The organism is Methylobacterium sp. Gmos1 (assembly GCF_053764715.1).
Window position 1 is genome coordinate 75,720 of record NZ_JBSNCC010000021.1, and the last position, 18,292, is coordinate 94,011.

Sequence of the window (18,292 nt, forward strand, 5' to 3'; positions counted from 1 at the left end):
GGTTCAGGCCGCGGGCGCGAGGTGGAGAAGGGCGCGGGCCTCCGCCGGCGTCGCGACCTTGCGGTTGTTCCGCGTCACCATCTCGGCGGCGAGCGAGACGAGCTCGGCGTTGCTTGCCGCCAGCCGATCCTTGGTGACCCGGATGTTGTCTTCCAGCCCGGTCCGCACCGCGTCCGCCCCGCGGGCGAGGGCCCAGCCCATCACCCGGGCCTGCTCGCGGCCGATGCCGGCCGCGGTCCAGGTCGCGCCCGGGATCACCCGGCGGGTCTCGGCGAGCAGGATGTCGAGCAGGTGCTCGTCGGCCGGCATCGCGTTCTTCACCCCCATCACGAACTGCACGTGCGGGTGGGCGTCCATCAGCCCCTCCTCGATCAGCCGCTTGGCGCCGTGGATGTGGGAGAGGTCGAAGATCTCGATCTCGGGCCGGATGCCGTGCTTATGCATCGAGCCGGCGAGGTCGTTCACCAGGGTGGCGTGGTTCTCGTAGACGATGCTCGGGAAGTTGACCGAGCCGGTCGAGAGCGAGGCCATGTCGGGCCGGTGGACCAGCGAGAGGCCGCGCGCGCTCGGATCGCGGCCGCGGCCGCCGGTCGAGAACTGCACGATCATCCCGGGGCAGTGCTTGCGCACGCCTTCCTGCACGGCCGCGAACTTGTCGGGGTCGGAGGAGGGGGATTCGTCGTCGTTGCGGACGTGGATGTGGACGAGGGTGGCGCCGGCCTCGAAAGCCTGGTGCGTCGACTCGATCTGCTCGGCGACGGTGGTGGGCACCGCCGGGTTGTCCTTCTTGCGTGGGACCGAGCCGGTGATCGCGACGGCGATGACGACGGGGTTCATGGCGTTCTCCTTAGTTGTTGCTGTCGTGAGGGAATGTCGATTTGATCGATGCTGATGCCGAGGAAAGCGCGGGATCCCCTCTCCCGTGTGGGAAAGGGGTAGGGGTGAGGGTGACACGGTTCCGGATCGATCTCCGACCGTTACGCAACCAGCACCACGCTCAGCGCTTCACACTGCACCGTGTCACCCTCACCCCCGGCCCCTCTCCCACACGGGAGAGGGGAGACGCGCCTCACCTTTATTCGGATGAGTCGAGTGGCAATCGGGTAGAAAAAATTTACACGTCGAAGAAGACGGTCTCGTTCGGCCCTTGCAGGTAGATGTCGAACACGTAGACCGTCTTCCCGTCCCGCTCCTCGCGTTTCGCCAGGAGGCCGTCGCGCAGGGGACCGCGCTCGACGAGGTTCAGCACCGGGTCGGCGGCGTTCGCCTCGGTCTCGTCCGCGAAGTAGAGCCGGGTCTGGAGGCCGACATTGATGCCGCGGGCGGCGATCCAGACGTTGATGTGCGGCGCCATCGGGCGGTGGCCTTTTCGGCCGTCGACCGGGCCGGGCTTCACCGTCTCGAAGAACCACAATCCGGTGTCGAAGTCGGAACCGGTGCGGCCCCACCCCCGGAACGTCTCGTCGAGAGGCTTGCCCTCCTGGCGGTCGGCCGGGTGGTTGTAGCGGCCTGCAGAATTGGCCTGCCAGATCTCGATGAAGGCGTCGCGCACGAGCGAGCCGGCGCCGTCGAGGACGCGGCCCTCGATCCGGATACGCTCGCCCTTGGTGTCCGGGCCGGCGAGCACGTTGGAGAAGTTGGTCTCGAAGATGTCGAAGCCGGCCTGGTGCGGGATCAGCCCGATATGGACGTAGGGGCCCGCGGTCTGGGACGGCGTCTCCTGGAGACGGACGGGAAGCGGCTGGACCATCGTCAGTTCCCCTGGAGCTTGTTCTCAAACAAGGTCTGCTGGCGGCCGCGCAGCACGATGTCGAACTTGTAGGCGAGCATGTCGAGCGGCACCGCGGCGTTGATGTCGAGGGGCGCGATCAGCCGCTCGGCGGCCGAGCGGTCGGGAATCCCGAGCACCATCGGGTCGCGCCAGATCAGGGGATCGCCCTCGAAGTACATCTGGGTGATCAGGCGCTGGGCGAACCCGGTGCCGAACACCGAGAAGTGGATATGCGCCGGGCGCCAGGAATTCAGGAAGTTGCGCCAGGGATAGGGCCCGGGCTTGATCGTGCGGAAGTAGTAGAAGCCGTTCTCGTCGGTGATCGTCCGGCCGCAGCCGCCGAAATTCGGGTCGATCGGCGCGAGGTAGCGGTCGTTGCGGTGGCGGTAGCGCCCGCCCGCATTGGCCTGCCAGAACTCGACCAGGGTGTGGGGGATGCCCCGGCCGTTCTCGTCGCGGACGTGGCCGTGGACGAAGATCCGCTCGCCGATCGGCTCGCCCTCGCGGGCGTAGTTGAGGATCAGGTCGTTGTCGAGCGGGCCGAGCTCGGAATGGCCGAAGGCCGGGCCGGTCACCTCCGACAGGGAGGATTGCAGCGACAGCATCGCGCGGCGCGGCGAGCGCAGCACGCTGGTCTTGTAGTCCGGCGTGAAGGCCGGCGGGTGGATCGAGCGGTCCCTCTGCAGGAACTCGCTGTCGGCGTGGGTCATCGTTTCCTCCTGTGCGCTCCTCGTCGGAGGCGGTTCGTGCGAGGGTGATCCTCGGCGGCTCTTTCACGGCCCGTTCGACGCACCCGCGGGACTTACCACCGTCGCGGGGGGCGGGCCATTTCAAGGCGTCACCCGGACGTGACCCCGGTCCGGTCGGCGATCCGGCCGCCGAGCGCCCCGAGATACTCGGAGAAGGCGCCGACCGAGGACAGCTCGGCGGCGGCGGAGAGCAGGTCCGGCGCGATGGCGTCGCGCTGCGACTCGGTCAGGCGCAGGCTCGGGCCGGCGACGCTGAGGTTGCCGATCGCCCGGCCGGTCTGCGGATGGACGATGTTGGCGGCCATCGCGGCCGCCCCCGGGGTATTGGTGTCCTGCACCCAGGCGTAGCCCCGGGCGCGGGCCTCGTTCACCAGCGCCATCAGGGCGGCGACCGTGCGCGGTGCGTTCGGTCCGCATTCCTCGGGCGTGCCGAGGCCCTGGCGCATGACGAGGCTCAAGGCCTCCTCGTCGGTGAGGCTCGCCAGCCACGCGATGCCGGTGGACGAGGTCGAGAGCCGCGCCTCGGCGCCCATGTCGCCGTCGTAGCGCAGGCCCGTGCGGGCGCCTTGCGCCTTCGCCACCCAGACGAGGCGCGGGTAATCGACCACCGCGAGCCGCGCGAGCTCGCCGCTGAGGTCGGCCAGCCGGTTGAGCACCGATTGCGCCACGTCGACGACGCCGGTGCGCGAGAGATGCTTGAGGCCGAGCGTCGCGAACTTGGTGGTGAGAAGATAGCGGCCGGTCTCGCCGTCCTGCACGACGTAGGCGTGCTCGGCGAGTTCGGCGAGCAGCCGGTGCGCGCCGCTCTTCGGGATATCCAGCGTCTCGGCGATGGTCTGGAGCGGCAGCCCGCGCGGATGGTTCGCGAGGAGTTCCACCAGGTCCAGGGCGCGCCGCAGCAGGGAGCCGGCCATCTGTCGTGCTCAGGTCTCGCGTCCGCAAATCTGGAACGCGGTTCTGGATTTGAACGGAGTTCCGGTCTAAGTCAAGACTCGGTGACGCGACGGGGGAGGCGGCGCATGCGCGGCGGCACGGGCCTGCGGGAGACGGGCCAGCGGGAGACCCTGACCGGCATCGCCCTGATGGTGAGCGCGGTTGCGGGCTTTGCTTCCATCGACGCCTCGGCGAAGTTCCTGAGCGGGTCGATGAGCCCGATGCTGATCGTGGCGGTGCGCTACCTCGTCAGCTTCGTGATCGTGGCAGGCTTCCTCGCCGCGCGGCGCGACATCGTCGGTCTGATGCGCACGCGAAAGCCCGGGCTCCAGGTGCTGCGCTCCCTGTGCCTGGTCACCGCCACGATGTGCTCGTTCGTGGCGCTCCGCTACCTGCCCCTGGCCCAGGTCACCTCGATCACCTTCGCCTCGCCCCTGGTGGTGGCGCTGATCGCCGGTCCCCTCCTCGGAGAGCGGGTCGGCTGGCGGCGGGCGGGCGCGGTGCTGGTCGGCTTCTCGGGCGTCCTGGTGGTGAGCCGTCCGGGCGTCTCGGGGATGCATCCGGCGGCGTTGCTCGCGGTGGTGACCGCCCTCGTCAACGGCGTCTACATCGTGGTGACGCGGATGCTCGCGGCCCACGATCCGCCCGAGACCACGATGTTCTATACCGGCCTCGTCGGCTCGGTGCTCACCGCGCCGTTCCTGCCGTTCCTGTGGGAGACGCCGTCCGAGCCCTCGACCTGGCTCGGCATCCTCTCGGTCGGCTTCTTCGGCGCGCTCGGGCATTGGCTGCTGATCCTGGCGCATCGCCGGGCGCCGGCCTCGACGCTGGCGCCCTTCGCCTACGCCCACCTGCTCTGGGCGGTGCTCCTCGGCTTCCTGGTCTTCGGCCACCTGCCGGACCACTGGACGATCATCGGCGGCGCGGTGGTGGCGGCCTCGGGGCTGTACCTGCTCTACCACGAGCGCCCGCCGGTCACGCCGCCGGGGGAGGAGGGGGCGGTGTGATGCCGTCCGCGGAACAGGGCCTTCCTATTTAAGAAAGAAGCGCTGGTTTCTCCTCTCCCCGCGGGCGGGGAGAGGGCTGCGCTCCCGTCCAGGGAGTGCAGCGAGCCCGCAGGGCGAGGGTGAGGGGGTGTTTCCGGAGGAGCCTCACGCGGCGAGACCCCCTCACCCTCGCTCCGGCTGCGCCTCCGCTTGCCGCGTCTCCTGAACGGAGACACGGCCCTCTCCCCGCCCGCGGGGAGAGGAGAAGGCCCGCGTTCCTCCTCCAACGGTCAGCCCTGTGCCCGCCGCGCCAACGCCAAGAACTCCTCCACCTCCGCCTCCGTGGTCGAGAAGGCGGTGATCAGGCGGATCATCCGCTCGCCCTCGCGAACCCTCTCCCCGGCCGGCAGGCTGCGGCTCGCCCAGTCGTAGTAGACCGCCCCGCCCCGGCGAAGGGCCGCGTCGAGCCCGGCCGGCAGGATCGGGAAGAGCTCGTTGCCCCGGACCGGCCAGGCCAGGCGTACCCCCGGGATCTCGGACAGACCTGCGGCGAGGCGCGCCGCCATCCGGTTGGCGTGGGCGGCGTTCTCGAGCCAGTGGTCGCCCTCGAGGTAGGCGTCGAGCTGGGCGGCGAGGAAGCGGCCCTTCGACAGGATGTGGCCGGCGCGCTTGCGGCGGAAGTCCAGCGTCTCGGCGAGGTCGGGGCGGAAGACCAGGATCGCCTCCGCGGCGAGCGCGCCGTTCTTGCTCGCCCCGAACGACAGGACGTCGATGCCGGCGCGCCAGGTCATCTCGGCGGGCGAGCAGTTTAGGGACACGAGGGCGTTGGCGAAGCGCGCCCCGTCCAGGTGGACGGTCAGCCCGTGGGCATGCGCGATGCGGGCGAGGCCCGAGATCTCCTCGACCGTGTAGACCTGCCCGCTCTCGGTGAGCTGCGACAGGGTGAGCGCGCGGGGCGGCATCTGCTTCACGTGCCGGGTCAGGCCGGAGAGGAACGCGTCGAGGGTGTCCGCCTCGATCTTGCCGCCGGTGCCGGGGAGGCCGTGCAGCTTGGCGCCGTGGGTGTAGAATTCCGGCGCGCCGCACTCGTCCTCCATCACGTGCGCCTCCTCGTGGCACACGCACAGGCCGAAGGGCGGCACCATCACCGAGAGGGCGAGCGCGTTGGCCGCGGTGCCGGTGGCGACCGGGAAGACCGCGAGCTCGGGATGATCGAACACTGCGCGGAAGCGCGGGGTGAGCCCGAGCGTCAGCGGGTCGGCGCCGTAGGCCGGCATCGCCCCGCCGTTATGGCGCACGATCGCCTCCAGGACCGGGGCGCTCGCCCCCACCACGTTGTCGCTTGCGAAGTTCATCGGCCTGCCTGTCCCCGAACGATGTTCCCGGCATCATGACGGGAAGGAGGGGCCGGGGCGAGGCGTGCCGGCTCATGGCCCTCATGTGCGGCCGGCCGCGTTTCACGGGGGAAAAATGCGCGCTCCCGCCCGGATTCGGTGTTTCGTTGCGAGGCCCGTCCGCGAAACGCAAGAAAAGCACAAGCCGGGACGGAATGGCCTCTTGCTGGAGCGATTGAAATCTGGCAGGTTCCGCGAGTTAGGACAGTACCGCTGTCCCATTTTCCCGGTCGGGCCCCGCGCCCCCGGGTCGCAAGGGCGCTGGCTTGTGGCTTGCACGATAGCCAAACGAGATACCAAACGCGCCGCCATTCGGGCGGTGCGGGCGCACGCGGGCTGAACACCAGCCTGCCGGGCGCTCGCGAGGTGCGGGCGCTCCCTTCGCGAGACGCGACCGACCCTCCCGCGGACCAAAGAACACGAAGGCAGGCGGCCGTGCCCTCGGCCGGCCGGCCCGCGGCGTCCCTCTCGGCCGTCCGCACCACTTTGCCCGCCCGACGAGGCGGGTATACCTGCCTGAGCGGCGGGTCTGCCTCTGCGGCAGGCAGGCCTGCCCTTGCGGCAGGCAATTGCTTCCGGCCCTTGCGCGGATTGGCGCATCGGCCACCAAAGACACGAACCAGCGCGCGCGTTCCGCGAGCCGAACCGAAGACCGGACCTTGGGAGACCAGACGATGAGCGGCACCGACCAGTCCCAGTCCTCCACCCGCGGGCAGGCCGTTCCCGCCCTCGTCGTGCGCGATCCGGCCCTGCCGGCGCGCCAGGGCCTCTACAACCCGGGCAACGAGAAGGATGCCTGCGGCGTCGGCTTCATCGCCGACATGCACAACCGTCAGACCCACGCCATCGTCCAGCAGGGCCTCCAGATCCTGGAGAACCTCGACCATCGCGGCGCCGTCGGCGCCGACCCGAAGATGGGCGACGGCTGCGGCATCCTGGTGCAGGTCCCGCACGGCTTTTTCGCGGCGGAGGCCGAGCGCCTCGGCATCAAGCTGCCGGAGGCCGGCCATTACGGCGTCGGCCAGCTCTACATGCCGCGCGACGAGAAGGGCTTCAAGCTCGTCGAGGGGATCGTCGAGAAGGCGATCGCCGACGAGGGCCTGACGCTCCTCGGCTGGCGCGACGTGCCGGTCGATCCCTCCGACCTCGGCGAGAGCGTGAAGGCGAGCGAGCCGCGCCACCGCCAGGTGTTCATCGGCCGCCCGGCGTCGAGCGCCGACCAGGACGCCTTCGAGCGCCGGCTGTTCCTCGTCCGCAAGGTGATCTCGAACGCCGTCTACACCCTCAAGGACGAGCGGCTGAAGGAGTTCTACCCGGTCTCCCTGTCCTCGCGCACCATCGTCTACAAGGGCATGGTGCTGGTGAACCAGCTCGGCCACTACTACCTCGACCTGAAGGACGAGCGCTTCGTCTCGGCGCTCGCACTCGTGCACCAGCGCTTCGCCACCAACACCTTCCCGACCTGGCGCCTGTCGCACCCCTACCGGATGGTGGCCCATAACGGCGAGATCAACACGCTGCGCGGCAACGTCAACTGGATGGCGGCACGCCAGGCCAGCGTCGATTCGGAGCTGTTCGGCAACGACATCTCGAAGCTGTGGCCGATCTCCTACGAGGGCCAGTCCGACACCGCCTGCTTCGACAACGCGCTCGAGTTCCTCGTCCAGGGCGGCTACCCGCTCGCCCACGCGATGATGATGCTCGTGCCCGAGGCCTGGGCCGGCAACCCGCTGATGAGCGAGGAGCAGCGCGCCTTCTACGAGTACCACGCCGCCCTGATGGAGCCGTGGGACGGCCCGGCCGCGCTCTGCTTCACCGACGGCCGCCAGATCGGCGCCACCCTCGACCGCAACGGCCTGCGCCCCGCCCGCTACCTCGTCACCGATGACGGGCTCGTCGTGCTCGCTTCCGAGATGGGCGTGCTGCCGATCCCGGACGAGAAGATCGTCTCGTCCTGGCGCCTGCAGCCGGGCCGGATGCTGCTGATCGACCTCGAGAAGGGCCGCATCGTCTCCAACGAGGAGATCAAGAGCGAGCTCGCCGCCGCCCACCCCTACAAGGAGTGGCTGAAGCGCACCCAGATCGTGCTCGAGGACCTGCGTCCGGTGCAGCCGCGCGAGTCGCGCACCGACGTGTCGCTGCTCGATCGCCAGCAGGCCTTCGGCTACACCCAGGAGGACCTGAAGCTCCTGATGCAGCCGATGGCCGTGACCGGCCAGGAGGCGGTCGGCTCGATGGGCACGGACACGCCGCTCTCCGCGCTCTCCGACAAGCCCAAGCTCCTCTACACCTACTTCAAGCAGAACTTCGCGCAGGTGACGAACCCGCCGATCGACCCGATCCGCGAGGAGGCCGTGATGAGCCTCGTCTCGTTCATCGGGCCGCGTCCGAACATCCTCGACCTGGAGGGCACCTCGCGCAAGAAGCGCCTCGAGGTGCGCCAGCCGATCCTGACCAACGCGGACCTCGAGAAGATCCGCTGCATCGGCCATTTCGAGGACCGCTTCGACACCAAGACCCTCGACATCACCTACCCGGCCGAGACCGGCGCCCAGGCGATGGACGGCGCGCTCGATCGCCTGTGCGACCGGGCCGAGGCCGCGGTGCGCGGCGGCTACAACATCATCGTGCTCTCCGACCGTGCCGTTGGCCCGGACCGGATCCCGATCCCGGCGCTGCTCGCCACCGCATCGGTGCACAACTACCTGATCCGCAAGGGGCTTCGCACCTCGGTCGGGCTCGTGCTCGAATCGGGTGAGCCGCGCGAGGTGCACCATTTCGCGTGTCTCGCCGGCTACGGCGCCGAGGCGATCAACCCCTACCTCGCCTTCGAGACGCTGATCGCGATGAAGGACGAGCTGCCGCCGGAACTTACCGACGACGAGATCGTCTATCGTTACATCAAGTCGATCGACAAGGGTCTGCTCAAGGTGATGTCCAAGATGGGCATCTCGACCTACCAGTCCTATTGCGGCGCGCAGATCTTCGACGCGATCGGCCTGAACTCGACCTTCGTCGAGCGCGACTTCTTCGGCACGGCGACCACCATCGAGGGCATCGGCATGGCCGAGATCGCCGAGGAGACGGTGCGCCGTCACCGCGACGCCTTCGGTGATTCGCCGGTCTACCGCACCGCCCTCGACGTCGGCGGCGAGTACGCCTACCGCCTGCGCGGCGAGGCCCATACCTGGACGCCCGACACCGTCGCGACGCTCCAGCACGCGGTGCGGCTCAACCTGCCCGACCGCTATCGCGCCTACGCCAAGATGGTGAACGAGCAGGAGAACCACCTCAAGACCATCCGCGGCCTGTTCCGGATCAAGAGCGCGGCGGAGATCGGCCGGACGCCGGTCGAGATCGACGCGGTCGAGCCGGCGGTCGAGATCGTCAAGCGCTTCGCCACTGGCGCGATGTCCTACGGCTCGATCTCGAAGGAGGCGCACGAGACCCTGGCGATCGCCGTCAACTCGTTCGGTGGGCGCTCGAACTCGGGCGAGGGCGGCGAGGAGCGCGAGCGCTACCGGCCGCTGCCGGACGGCCGCTCGCGCCGCTCGGCGATCAAGCAGGTGGCCTCGGGCCGCTTCGGCGTCACGGCGGAGTACCTCGTCAACGCCGACATGATGCAGATCAAGGTAGCGCAGGGCGCCAAGCCCGGCGAGGGCGGCCAGCTGCCCGGCCACAAGGTCGACGCCAAGATCGCCAAGGTCCGGCACTCGACGCCGGGCGTCGGCCTGATCTCGCCGCCGCCGCACCACGACATCTACTCGATCGAGGATCTGGCCCAGCTGATCTTCGACCTCAAGAACGTCAACCCGGCGGCCGAGGTCTCGGTCAAGCTGGTGGCGGAGGTCGGCGTCGGCACGGTGGCGGCCGGCGTCGCCAAGGCGCGCGCCGACCACATCACCATCTCAGGGTTCGACGGCGGGACGGGTGCGGCGCCGCTGACCTCGATCAAGCACGCGGGCGGTCCCTGGGAGATCGGTCTCGCCGAGACCCAGCAGACCCTGGTGCTCAACCACCTGCGCGGCCGGGTGGCGCTCCAGGCCGACGGCGGCATCCGCACCGGCCGGGACGTGCTGATCGCGGCCTTGCTCGGCGCCGACCAGTTCGGCTTCTCGACCGCGCCGTTGATCGCGGCCGGCTGCATCATGATGCGCAAGTGCCACCTCAACACCTGCCCGGTCGGCGTCGCGACCCAGGATCCGGTGCTGCGCAAGCGCTTCAAGGGCACGCCCGAGCACGTCATCAACTACTTCTTCTTCGTCGCCGAAGAGGTCCGCGAGTTGATGGCGTCCCTCGGCGTCGCCAAGCTCGACGACCTCGTCGGCCGCTCGGAATACCTCGACAAGCTCGCGGCGATCTCGCACTGGAAGGCCAAGGGCCTCGACTTCACGCGGCTGTTCCACAAGCCTGACGTGCCGGACACGGTCGCGCTCCGCCACGTCGACACCCAGAAGCACCCGATCGACCAGGTCCTCGACCGGCGGCTCATCTCGGCAATCGGCGACGCAATCGAGACTGGCGTGGCGGTGACCGTCGAGGACACGATCCGCAACTCCGACCGGGCCGCGGGAGCGATGCTCTCGGGCGCCGTCGCCAAGGCGCACGGCCACGAGGGGCTGCCGGACGACACCTTGACGGTGAAGCTCACCGGCACCGCCGGCCAGAGCTTCGGCGCCTGGCTCGCCGCCGGCGTGACGCTCAGCCTGACCGGCCACGCCAACGACTACGTCGGCAAGGGCCTGTCGGGCGGCAAGCTGATCATCCGGCCCTCGGATGCCCTCGGCTCGCCGTCGGACCGGACCATCATGGTCGGCAACACCGTGCTCTACGGTGCCATCGCCGGTGAGGCCTACATCCGCGGTGCGGCCGGCGAGCGCTTCGCGGTACGCAACTCGGGCGCCATCGCGGTGGTCGAGGGCATGGGCGACCACGGCTGCGAGTACATGACCGGCGGCGTCGTCGTGTCGATCGGCGAGACCGGGCGCAACTTCGCGGCCGGCATGTCGGGCGGCATCGCCTACGTGCTCGACGAGGACGGGTCGTTCGCCAAGCGCTGCAACCTGTCGATGGTCGATCTCGAGCCGGTCGAGGAGGAGGACGAGTTCATGCGCCGCTTCCACCAGGACGGTGACCTGGAGACCAAGGGGCGCATCGACATCCTGGCCGACATGTCCGGCCACGACGAGGAGCGCCTCGTCGGGCTCATCAACAACCACCTGAAGTACACCGGCTCGGTGCGCGCCAAGGCGATCATCGACAACTGGGACACCTACCGCACCAAGTTCGTGAAGGTGATGCCGGTCGAGTACCGGCGGGCCCTGCGCGAGATGGAGCGGGCCCGGATGCCGGTGGCGGCGGAGTAACGCCGACCTGAACCCTCCCCCCTATGCGGGGGAGGGTGCCCCGCGAAGCGGGGCGGGAGAGGGGACGCCGCTTCCGGAAAGATCGCGACCTCGGTGACGGGCACCAACTGAATCAGCGTCGCGCTGCCCCTCTCCCGGCCCCTGCTCACGCAGGGACCACCCTCCCCCGCAGAGGGGGGAGGGTTGGGGTGGAGCCTCGTCGACGATCGGGGAATCAAGGAGATCCCGCGGTGAAGGTCTACGGCGACATGATGTCGGGCAACTGCCTGAAGGTGCGGTACGTCGCCGACCACCTCGGGCTCGCCTATGAGTGGATCCCGATCGACATCATGCGGGGCGAGAGCCGCACGCCCGAGTATCTGGCCCGCTTTCCTGTGGGCCAAGTCCCGGGCGTGGTGTTCGACGATGGGCGGACGCTCGCCCAATCGAACGCGATCATCCGGTACCTCGCCCGCGGCTCCGCCCTGCTGCCGAACGACCCCTGGACGCAGGCGAAGATCGACGAGTGGCTGTTCTGGGAGCAGTACAGCCACGAGCCGACCATCGCAGTCTGCCGCTTCCACATGCGCTACCGGGGCGAGCCGGCCGAGACCCGCGATCCCAAGCGGGTGGCCGCCGGCGAGGCCGCCCTCGCCCTGATGGAGCGACACTTGACCGCCGTCGACTGGTTCGTCGGCGAGGCGGTGAGCATCGCGGACGTCGCATTGTTCGCCTATACGCAATTCGCCGACGAGGGCGGATTCGATCTCTCGGGCCGGCCCGCGATCCGGGCCTGGCTCACCCGCTGCGGGGACGCGCTCCCCACATCCGCCACCGTCGCTGGGGTCGCTTAAGACCCGCCGCCGGCCCGATCACTTCACGAACTGAGCACTCCACCGATGGGCAAGGTCACAGGCTTCCTCGAATTCGACCGGCAGGAGCAGAAGTATCAGCTCGCGGCCGACCGCGTGCGGCACTTCCTCGAATTCACCCTGCCGCTCGACGAGCACGACCTGAAGAAGCAGGCGGCGCGCTGCATGGATTGCGGCATCCCGTTCTGCCACGGCCCGACCGGCTGTCCGGTCCACAACCAGATCCCGGACTGGAACGACCTCGTCTACAACGCGGACTGGGAGGAGGCGGCGCGCAACCTGCACTCCACCAACAATTTTCCGGAGTTCACCGGCCGCATCTGCCCGGCGCCGTGCGAGGAGGCCTGCACCCTCAACCTCGAGAACCAGCCGGTCGCGATCAAGACCATCGAGCAGGCGATCGCCGACAAGGCCTGGAGCATGGGCTGGGTCGTGCCGGAGCCGGCCGAGGTCAAGACCGGCAAGAAGGTGGCGGTGATCGGCTCAGGTCCCGCCGGCCTGGCTGCGGCCCAGCAGCTCGCCCGGGTCGGCCACGACGTCCACGTCTTCGAGCGCGAGCCGAAGGCTGGCGGGCTCCTCCGCTACGGCATCCCTGACTTCAAGATGGAGAAGCGCCACATCGACCGCCGGGTGCGGCAGATGGAGGCCGAGGGCGTGCAGTTCCATTACGGCGTCAACGTCGGCGTCACCCGCTCCTTCGCCAGCCTGCACGAGGAGTTCGACGCCGTGCTGTTCGCCGGCGGCGCCGAGGCCCCGCGCGATCCCGGCCTGCCCGGCCAGGAGCTCGAGGGCGTGCACTTCGCCATGCCCTACCTCGTCCAGTCGAACCGCCGCGTCGGCCAGGAGGCGCCCACGGCCGAGGAGCCGATCGTCGCCGCCGGCAAGAACGTGGTGGTGATCGGGGGCGGCGACACCGCGTCGGACTGCGTCGGCACCGCCTTCCGCCAGGGCGCCCTCTCGGTCACCCAGCTCGACATCCGCCCGCGCCCGCCGGAGCGCGAGGACAAGCTCGCCGTGTGGCCGTACTGGGCGACCAAGATGCGGACCTCGTCGAGCCAGGCGGAAGGCGCCGAGCGCGAGTTCCAGGCCGCGACGTTGCGCATCGAGGGCAAGAAGGGCAAGGTTAAGGGCGTGGTCTGCGCCCGGGTCGACGAGTCCCGCAAGCCGATCGCCGGCTCCGAGTTCCTGCTGCCCGCCGACCTCGTCTTCATGGCGATCGGCTTTGCCGGCCCGGTGGCGACGGGCCTGATCGAGGAATCCGGCGTCGCCCGCGACAAGCGCGGCAACGTGCTCGCCGACGACAGCCAGTACCGCACCTCGAACGACAAGGTCTGGGTCGCGGGCGACATGCGCCGCGGCCAGTCCCTGGTGGTCTGGGCGATCCGCGAGGGCCGTCAGGCGGCTCGCGCCATCGACGAGGCGCTGATGGGGGCGACGACCCTGCCGCTGTGAGGCGGCGCGGGCGGCCTGGACCCTCCTGATCGATCGACGGGACTCGCTCCGGACCGGGGCGGGTCCCGTTCTCGTTTCAGAGGCGACGAGGAAGGTGACGAGCCTGGGGGGCAATCATCCTCTCGGCCCGGAAATCTCATTAGATCTATTCCAATTCTCAGGATGCAGAGCGATTATCCACTGCCCTGCCGCAGCAGCGAGCGCCAAGAAAGATGCATTGACGCAACACCAGGGCCGATAGCGACCGGACTTGGAACGGTTCAAAGTCTTGAGATAGTGAAGGAATTGATTGCCGGTGCCGGCGCGATTACCCGCGGACGAGACGCTTCTTCCGCCCGAGGTCCCCGTGCGCCCACGTCCCCGCCCCGTGAACCGGCGCCGCTCGCCGCTGCTCCTCGCGCTGCTCGCGGGCGCCGCGCCGGGCCTCGCGGCGGGCGGGGCGGGGGCGCAGGATGGGGGCGAGACCATCGCCCTCGACACGATCACGGTCGCCGGTCCGGCCCAGGTCCCGGGGGCCCCGGCCTTCACCGAGACCGCCACCGGCCCCGTCCAGGGCTACCGCGCCACCCGCAGCGCCACCGCGACGAAGACCGACACGGCTTTGCGCGACGTGCCCCAGACCGTGAACGTCGTGCCGCGCGAGGTGCTGGTCGACCGCCAGGAGACCCGGCTCACAGACGCCCTGTTCAACGTCAGCAACGTCCAGCCCGCCGGCACGCTCCAGGGCCGCACCGAGACCTACAACATCCGCGGCTTCAACACCCAGACCTACGCCATCGACGGCGTGTTCCTGAACCAGGCCAGCAACTTCTTCGTCACCCGGCGCGACCTCGCCGACGTCGAGCGGATCGAGGTGCTCAAGGGCCCGGCCTCCGTGCTCTACGGCCGCGGCGATCCCGGCGGCGTCATCAACATCGTGACGCGCCAGCCGAGCTTCGTGCCGACGGCGGATGCAAGCGTACAGGGCGGCAGCTTCGGCTTCCGGCGCGTGCAGGGCTCGGTGTCGGGCCCGGTTCCCGGCGCCGAGGGCCTGGCCGCACGCCTCAGCTTCGCGACCGAGGCCGACCCGACCTTCCGCAACTACGGCGGGCGCGATAACACCCGCAACTTCATCGCCCCGGCCTTCACCTGGAACCCGGGCCCCGACACCCGGGTGACGTTTATCGGCGAGTTCACCAAGCAGGACGGCCAATACGACGAGGGCCTGACCGCCTTTCGCGGCCGCGTGCCCCTCGACAACATCTCGCGCTACTACGGCGAGCCGTTCGCCCGCTACAACGCGATGGCGAATTTCGGCACGCTGAAGATCGAGCACGATTTCAACGAGAACCTGATGATCCGCCAGGTCCTCAACGCGCAAGGCGGCGGGTTCGACCTGATCTCGCCGCGGGCCAACAGCGTCAACGCCGCCGGCACGGTCCTGACGCGCCGGGTGACCGCCACCAACTCGACCTACGCCTCGGTCGACAGCCAGACCGAACTCGTCGCCAAGTTCGACTGGCTGGGCTTGCGCCACACCGCTCTCGTCGGCGTCGAGTACATCAACGGTTACCGCCACTCCTACACGACGCAAGGCAACATCGCGTCGGTGAGCTTCCTCAACCCGATCTTCGGGGCGCTGCCCGGCCCGCTCTCGCTCCAGAGCGACCTGAAGCAGAAGAACGAGCTCACCGGCCTCTACGCCCAGGACCAGATCGAGCTCGGCTACGGCTTCCAGCTGCTGCTCGGCGTGCGCTACGACACCGGCGAGCAGTTCTACTTCAGCCGGCTGCCGACCTCGCGCAGCCTGCCGCCGACGCAGGAGCTGTCCGGCGTCTCGCCCCGCGTCGGGCTGATCTACCGGCCGGTCGAGCCGCTGGCGCTCTATGCCAGCTACTCGACCTCGTTCAAGCCGCAGACCGCCAACGTGCTCGGCGCCGTCAATCCGGCGCCGGAGACCGGCGAGCAGGTTGAGGTCGGCGCCCGCTACGACCTCAACCCCGACCTGACCCTGAGCGCCGCCGCCTTCCGGATCACCCGCGACAACGTCGCGGCGAGCGACCCCGTCAACAGCGGCTTCTCGGTCATCACCGGGCAGCAGCGCTCGGAGGGTGTCGAGGCCGACATCGCCGGCACGATCCTGCCGGGCTGGAAGGTGATCGGCGGCGTCGGCTACCTCGACGCCCGCATCACCCGCGACACCACCTTCCCGGTCGGCAACCGCCTCGTCGGCGTGCCGGCCTTCAGCGGCAGCGTCTGGACCACCTACCAGGTCCAGGAAGGGCCCTGGCGCGGCCTCGGCGTCGGAGCCGGCATCACTTACGTCGGCAAGCGCACCGGCGACCTCAACAACAGCTACACGGTCGGCTCCTACGCCCGCGTCGATGCCGCCGTGTTCTATGATCTCAACGAGCACGCCCGGTTCTCGCTGAACCTGCGCAACCTGACCGACGCGCGCTACATCGAGCAGCCCTTCAACCAGTTCAACAACGTCCCGGGGGCGCCGTTCTCGGTGCTGGCGACGATCACGGCGAAGATGTAGCGGACGCGCCGCCACCGGTGCGGGGCAAGAGTTCAAGCGGTGTCTGACCGCATCACAGGCGGCGCGTAGGGCTCCACGCGCATGTCAGCGCCCGCGATACGCCGCCAGGATCCGCGCGCCCTCCGGCCCGGTCTCACCCATCCAGGCCGCCACCGCCACCTCGCCGGCCTTGGCGAGGGCCGCAGTGATCGACGGCTCCGGCGGATCGGCAATGGCGACGCCGTTCTGGCGCATGCGGGAAAAGTTCTCGTCCAGGCGGGTGCGGATCGCCGCCCATTGCCGCGCCTCGGTCTCGGCGGCCGCCGCGTCGACGGCCTGGCGCAACGCCTCCGGCAGGGCCTCGTAGGCCGATCCCGAGACCACGGCGATCGAGAGCGGCATCGCGTACTGCACCGCCGTGAAGTGCGGCAGCTGCTCCCACAGCCGGCGCCCGACACCGCCATCGCCGGAGGAGAGCATCGCGTCGACGGCGCCGGCTTTCACCTGTGGGATCGCATCGGCCTGGGACAGGTTCACGGCCCGCGCCCCCGCCGCGGTCAGGACCGCCGTGGAGACGGCGTCGTAGGTGCGGATCTTGAGGTTCTTCAGGTCGGCGGCGCCCGTCAGGGCATGGCGCGACCAGACCCCCGACGGCGCCCAGGGCGTGACGTAGAGGAGCCGCTGGCCTCGCGCCGCCAGCGCCCGCGCGTAGGCCGGTCGGGCGATGTCCGAGAGGGCCTTCGCCTGCGCGATCGAGGTCGCCAGGAAGGGCAGGGAGGACAGGCCGAAGATCGGATCGACCGCCGCGAGCGGCCCGGTGAAGGCGTCCGCCGCCTCGACCGTGCCGGCCGATACTGCGGCGATCATCGCGCCGGAGCGCAGGCCCGCGGCGGCATCGTAGCTCGGCGCCACCGCGAGGCGGCCGCCGCTGCGCTCGGCGACGAGGCGCGCGAAGGTGGCGAGACCCTCGCCCGGCATGGTGCTGGCGGGGTACTCGGTCGGCATCCGCCACGCGATGGGAGCACTCGTCGCCGGCTCTTGCGCCGCCGCTGGCCCGAGCGGCGGCAGCAGGACCCAGCACGAGCCGATCAGAATGGCTCGGAACAGGTCGCGCCTCGTCATTCGTTCAGATCCTCTTCGCCGATGATGCCGGGCGCTACGCCCGAGCCCCTGCCGCCGTCTGTGGACGACAAATCGATTGCCGCGGGCCCGCTCCGACGCCACTCTGGACCGCCGCCGCCCGGCAAGAGGCCATCCAAGCGGCCCGCGGCGGCTCGCGGGAGGGATGCGCCATGGCCGAGAGGATCGCCCTGTTCGGGGCCGGAGGGAAGATGGGCGTGCGGCTCGCCCGCAACCTGATGAAGTCCGAATTCCAGCTCGTTCCCGTCGAGGTGGGCGAAGCCGGGAGGCAGCGGCTGAAGGCGGAGCTCGGCCTCGACTGCGTCGAGGCGGATGCCGCACTCGACGGGGCCGAGGTGGTGATCCTGGCGGTGCCCGACACGCTGATCGGCCGCGTCTCGCACACCCTGTCGCCGAAGCTGACGCCCGGCACGATGGTGGTGATCCTCGACGCGGCAGCGCCCTTCGCCGGCCATCTGCCCGAACGACCGGACCTGACCTACTTCGTCACCCATCCCTGCCACCCGCCGATCTTCAACGACGAGGCGACGGAAGCGGGGCGGCGCGACCATTTCGGCGGCATCGCCGCGAAGCAGTCGATCGTCAGCGCCCTGATGCAGGGGCCCGAAGAGGCCTACGCCCTCGGCGAGCGCGTCGCGAAGGCGATCTGGGCGCCGATCCTGCGCTCGCACCGGGTCACCGTGGAGCAGATGGCGCTGCTCGAGCCGGGCCTGTCCGAGACGGTCTGCGCCACCCTGCTGGCGGTGATGCGCGAGGCGATGGACGAGACCGTGCGCCGCGGCGTGCCGGAACCCTGCGCCCGCGACTTCCTGCTCGGCCATCTCAACATCCTGGCCGCCGTCACCTTCCGGGAGGTCGACGGGGTGTTCTCGGATGCCTGCAACAAGGCGATCCAGTTCGGCAAGCCGCGCCTGATGCGCGACGACTGGCTCGGCTGCCTCGATGAGCACGAGATCACCGAGAGCATCCGGCGCATCACCTGAACACGAAAAGCCCCGCCGGCGTTCGCCAGCGGGGCTTTTCAGGATTTGGTTGCGGGGACAGGATTTGAACCTGTGACCTTCAGGTTATGAGCCTGACGAGCTACCGGGCTGCTCCACCCCGCGCCAGGGTGTTGTCGTGAGGAGGCAATGTGACGTGCTTGGCAGGT

12 protein-coding genes and 1 tRNA gene are annotated in these 18,292 nt (G+C 69.6%); 6 read left to right on the plus strand and 7 right to left on the minus strand.

Annotated features, from left to right (window positions below; genetic code table 11):
- Nucleotides 1–3: 3 nt before the first annotated feature.
- The 4 genes from ACS5PV_RS27650 to ACS5PV_RS27665 all read right to left on the minus strand — a co-directional run bounded on the left by ACS5PV_RS27650 (nt 4) and on the right by ACS5PV_RS27665 (nt 3,434).
- The gene (locus tag ACS5PV_RS27650; RefSeq protein ID WP_455398542.1) at nt 4–837 is read right to left on the minus strand and encodes a 3-keto-5-aminohexanoate cleavage protein; all 834 of its coding nucleotides are present in this window, start codon (nt 835–837) and stop codon (nt 4–6) included.
- Nucleotides 838–1,114: 277 nt separating this feature from the next.
- A complete protein-coding gene (gene pcaG / locus ACS5PV_RS27655) occupies nt 1,115–1,750 on the minus strand; it encodes a protocatechuate 3,4-dioxygenase subunit alpha (protein WP_455398543.1) in 636 nt (211 codons plus the stop codon).
- A 2-nt stretch (nt 1,751–1,752) separates the two neighbouring features.
- Nucleotides 1,753–2,481, minus strand: coding sequence for a protocatechuate 3,4-dioxygenase subunit beta (pcaH, locus tag ACS5PV_RS27660; protein WP_455398544.1), 729 nt, complete (start codon nt 2,479–2,481; stop codon nt 1,753–1,755).
- Between the two features lie 128 nt (nt 2,482–2,609).
- On the minus strand, nt 2,610–3,434 hold the full coding sequence (locus ACS5PV_RS27665; RefSeq protein ID WP_455398545.1) for an IclR family transcriptional regulator: 825 nt from the start codon (nt 3,432–3,434) through the stop codon (nt 2,610–2,612).
- A 105-nt stretch (nt 3,435–3,539) separates the two neighbouring features.
- Between ACS5PV_RS27665 and ACS5PV_RS27670 the strand changes: the two genes are divergently transcribed.
- Nucleotides 3,540–4,460, plus strand: coding sequence for a DMT family transporter (locus ACS5PV_RS27670; protein ID WP_455398546.1), 921 nt, complete (start codon nt 3,540–3,542; stop codon nt 4,458–4,460).
- A gap of 269 nt (nt 4,461–4,729) precedes the next feature.
- On the opposite strand, the gene ACS5PV_RS27675 is transcribed toward ACS5PV_RS27670, so the two are convergent.
- Entirely contained in the window at nt 4,730–5,794 is a 1,065-nt protein-coding gene (locus ACS5PV_RS27675; protein WP_455398547.1) for a threonine aldolase family protein, read from the minus strand.
- A 713-nt stretch (nt 5,795–6,507) separates the two neighbouring features.
- Between ACS5PV_RS27675 and gltB the strand changes: the two genes are divergently transcribed.
- The 4 genes from gltB to ACS5PV_RS27695 all read left to right on the plus strand — a co-directional run bounded on the left by gltB (nt 6,508) and on the right by ACS5PV_RS27695 (nt 16,023).
- A complete protein-coding gene (gltB, locus tag ACS5PV_RS27680) occupies nt 6,508–11,199 on the plus strand; it encodes a glutamate synthase large subunit (RefSeq protein WP_455398548.1) in 4,692 nt (1,563 codons plus the stop codon).
- Nucleotides 11,200–11,429: 230 nt separating this feature from the next.
- The gene (locus ACS5PV_RS27685; RefSeq protein WP_455398549.1) at nt 11,430–12,032 is read left to right on the plus strand and encodes a glutathione S-transferase family protein; all 603 of its coding nucleotides are present in this window, start codon (nt 11,430–11,432) and stop codon (nt 12,030–12,032) included.
- A 45-nt stretch (nt 12,033–12,077) separates the two neighbouring features.
- The gene (locus tag ACS5PV_RS27690) at nt 12,078–13,502 is read left to right on the plus strand and encodes a glutamate synthase subunit beta (RefSeq protein ID WP_455398550.1); all 1,425 of its coding nucleotides are present in this window, start codon (nt 12,078–12,080) and stop codon (nt 13,500–13,502) included.
- 346 nt (nt 13,503–13,848) lie between these two features.
- Entirely contained in the window at nt 13,849–16,023 is a 2,175-nt protein-coding gene (locus tag ACS5PV_RS27695) for a TonB-dependent siderophore receptor (protein WP_455398551.1), read from the plus strand.
- Nucleotides 16,024–16,107: 84 nt separating this feature from the next.
- Here ACS5PV_RS27695 and ACS5PV_RS27700 read toward each other — a convergent pair whose 3' ends face one another.
- Nucleotides 16,108–17,124, minus strand: a complete 1,017-nt coding sequence (locus ACS5PV_RS27700; protein ID WP_455398552.1) for a TRAP transporter substrate-binding protein — start codon at nt 17,122–17,124, stop codon at nt 16,108–16,110.
- Between the two features lie 170 nt (nt 17,125–17,294).
- On the opposite strand from ACS5PV_RS27700, the gene ACS5PV_RS27705 reads away from it, so the two are divergent.
- Entirely contained in the window at nt 17,295–18,125 is an 831-nt protein-coding gene (locus ACS5PV_RS27705) for a phosphogluconate dehydrogenase C-terminal domain-containing protein (RefSeq protein ID WP_455398553.1), read from the plus strand.
- Nucleotides 18,126–18,171: 46 nt separating this feature from the next.
- Here the strand turns inward: ACS5PV_RS27705 and ACS5PV_RS27710 are convergent.
- A tRNA-Met gene (locus ACS5PV_RS27710) sits at nt 18,172–18,248 on the minus strand.
- Between the last annotated feature and the right edge of the window lie 44 nt (nt 18,249–18,292).